The 2,654-nt window shown below is 69.3% G+C and carries 3 protein-coding genes; 1 reads left to right on the forward strand and 2 read right to left on the reverse strand.

Features of this window, described 5'->3' with window-relative positions:
- Both ACOJSF_RS06325 and ACOJSF_RS06330 read right to left on the reverse strand, forming a co-directional pair.
- The coding region (locus ACOJSF_RS06325; RefSeq protein ID WP_420141374.1) for an MFS transporter at positions 1-556 on the reverse strand (556 nt) is incomplete at its 3' end.
- Between the two features lie 133 nt (positions 557-689).
- Positions 690-1,019, reverse strand: a complete 330-nt coding sequence (locus tag ACOJSF_RS06330; protein ID WP_420141375.1) for a hypothetical protein — start codon at positions 1,017-1,019, stop codon at positions 690-692.
- Between the two features lie 141 nt (positions 1,020-1,160).
- Here ACOJSF_RS06330 and ACOJSF_RS06335 point away from each other — a divergent pair.
- Positions 1,161-2,654: ATP-dependent helicase (locus ACOJSF_RS06335; RefSeq protein ID WP_420141376.1), on the forward strand; the 1,494-nt coding region annotated here is incomplete at its 3' end.

Raw genomic sequence — 2,654 nt, forward strand, 5'->3', positions numbered from 1 at the left:
ACTCGCGGAAGTCGTCGGCCGGCAGCATCAGGCCGAGGATCAGGAACAGGCCGTTGGCGGCGATGAAGCCCACCGGCGCGCCCAGCTGGGGGAACATGCCGAAGCGCGCCTCATAGCCCTTGGGCGCGCTTTCCACGGCCAGCAGCGCCGCGCCGCCCCATTCGCCGCCAAGCCCGAACCCCTGGCCGAAACGAAGCACGCAGAGCAAAGCGGCCGCGACCCAGCCTGCGCTGGCGTAGGTCGGCAGCACCGCGACCAAAGTTGTCGAAATTCCCATCGTGAGCAGCGACGCCACGAGCGTCGACTTGCGCCCGACCCGGTCGCCGAAATGACCGAAGAAGACCGAGCCCAGCGGGCGGGCGACGAAGGCGACGCCCAACGTGGCGAAGGCCGCGAGCTGCTGCGCCTCCTTTGACGCGCTCGGGAAGAACAGTTCGCCGAAGACGAGGCTGGCGGCGGTGGCGTAGACGTAGAAATCGTAAAATTCGATCCCCGTGCCCACCAAGCTCGCCGCCAGTACGCGCCGCGTCGAAGGGCCCCCGCTTCCGTCCGCCATATCCATCTCCGGCCGCTTCAGCGTGCGGCGACCGGCGTCTATCGGCGGTGCGCGGCCCGTGTCGAGGGGAGATGTGCGGCCGCGCCCGCGCAACCCACGGGCGGCTTCTATGCCGCCCGTGGAGATTGACGGATCAACGACCGCCGCGATTGACGCATTTGTCGGTGACGGCCCGCGAACAGCGCGGATAATTGCTCGTGTCCGTCGATCCCGTCGGGGCCGGGTTCTGCGTCGTCGCGCCGGACTGCGGCGCGGATTGGGTCATCGCCGCATCGGGCGCAGGCGGGGCCGGCGGGACCGCCTGTGCGGGGGGCGCGGCCGGATCGGGGGTGGTGGCGTCCGCCGGGGTGTTAGGCGCGGCCGACGCGGCGGGGTTGTCGGTCGGGGCGACAGGCGTTTCCTGCGCCAGGGCGGCGGTGCCGGCGCCGATCCCGGCGAGGATCATCAACATCGTTCTGGTCATGGCATCTCTCCTGATCCGACCGGCGGATGCATCTTTGACGCGCTGTTCGATCGCCGATCGGCTGGCGTCCTACCGCCCCACACGCCCGAAAGTTCCTTGGATCGCTTGCCCCCTCCGCCGCCGTTCCCTACCTGTTCGCCGGTGAGTCTGCCTGCCCCCTCCCCGACCGACCCCACCTATCTGCGCGGCCTCAACGCGCCGCAGCGCGAAGCCGTGCTGACGACCGAAGGGCCCGTGCTGGTTCTCGCGGGCGCCGGCACCGGCAAGACCGCCGCGCTGACCGCGCGGCTGGCGCACCTGATCGCCACGCGGCGTGCCTGGCCGTCCGAGATCCTCGCCGTCACCTTCACCAACAAGGCCGCGCGCGAGATGCGCGAGCGGGTCGGGCGGATCATGGGCGAGGCGGTCGAGGGCATGCCCTGGCTCGGGACGTTTCACTCGGTCGCCGCGCGGATGCTGCGCCGCCACGCCGAGCTGGTCGGGCTGCAATCGAACTTCACCATTCTTGACACCGACGATCAGCTTCGCCTGCTCAAGCAATTGATCCAGGCGGCGGATATCGACGAGAAGCGTTGGACGGCGCGCGCGCTGGCGGGACTGATCGATCGCTGGAAGAATCGCGGTCTCGTCCCCGCCGAGATCGACGCCGGCGAGAGCGAGGCCTTCGCCAACGGGCGCGGCCAGGAATTGTACGCGGCCTATCAGGAACGTCTGCGCGCGGTGAACGCGTGCGACTTCGGCGACCTGCTGCTGCACATGCTGACGATCCTCAAGAAGCATCGCGATGTGCTTGAATCCTATCAGCAACGGTTCCGCTATATCCTGGTCGACGAATATCAGGACACCAATGCCAGCCAGTATCTGTGGCTGCGGCTGCTCGCGCAGGAGCGCAAGAATATCTGCTGCGTCGGCGATGACGATCAGTCGATCTATTCGTGGCGCGGAGCCGAGGTCGCCAACATCCTGCGGTTCGAGCGCGACTTTCCCGGCGCGGCGGTAATCCGGCTGGAACAGAATTACCGGTCGACCCCCCACATCCTGGGCGCCGCGAGCGCGGTCATCGCCAACAATGGCGGCCGGCTGGGCAAGACATTGTGGACCGAGACCGACGTCGGCGAAAAGGTCCGCGTCGTCGGCGTGTGGGACGGCCCCGAGGAGGCGCGCCGCATCGGCGAGGAGATCGAGCGCGCGCAACGCGACGGCGGCCGGCTCGACGACATCGCGATCCTCGTGCGCGCGCAGTTCCAGACGCGCGAGCTGGAAGACCGCTTCATCGCGATCGGCCTCCCCTATCGCATCGTCGGCGGCTTCCGCTTCTACGAGCGCGCCGAGATCCGCGACGCGCTGGCCTATCTCCGGGTGGTCGCGCAGCCGTCCGACGATCTGGCGTTCGAGCGGATCGTCAACGTGCCCAAGCGCGGGATCGGCGACAAGGCGGTCGCCAAGATCCACCAGCTCGCCCGCGCGCAGGGCGCCGCGCTCACCACCGCCGCCGCGCGGATCCTCGACACCGACGAGCTGCGCCCCGCCGCCCGCAACGCCCTTGCCCGCTTCATCGCTGACATCGCCCGGTGGCGCGGGATGCTCCTGAGCCCCTCCCCCTCCGGGGGAGGTGGCGGCGAAGCCGCCGGAGGG

This window comes from Sphingomonas sp., assembly GCF_048594985.1.
GTDB lineage: Bacteria > Pseudomonadota > Alphaproteobacteria > Sphingomonadales > Sphingomonadaceae > Sphingomonas_I.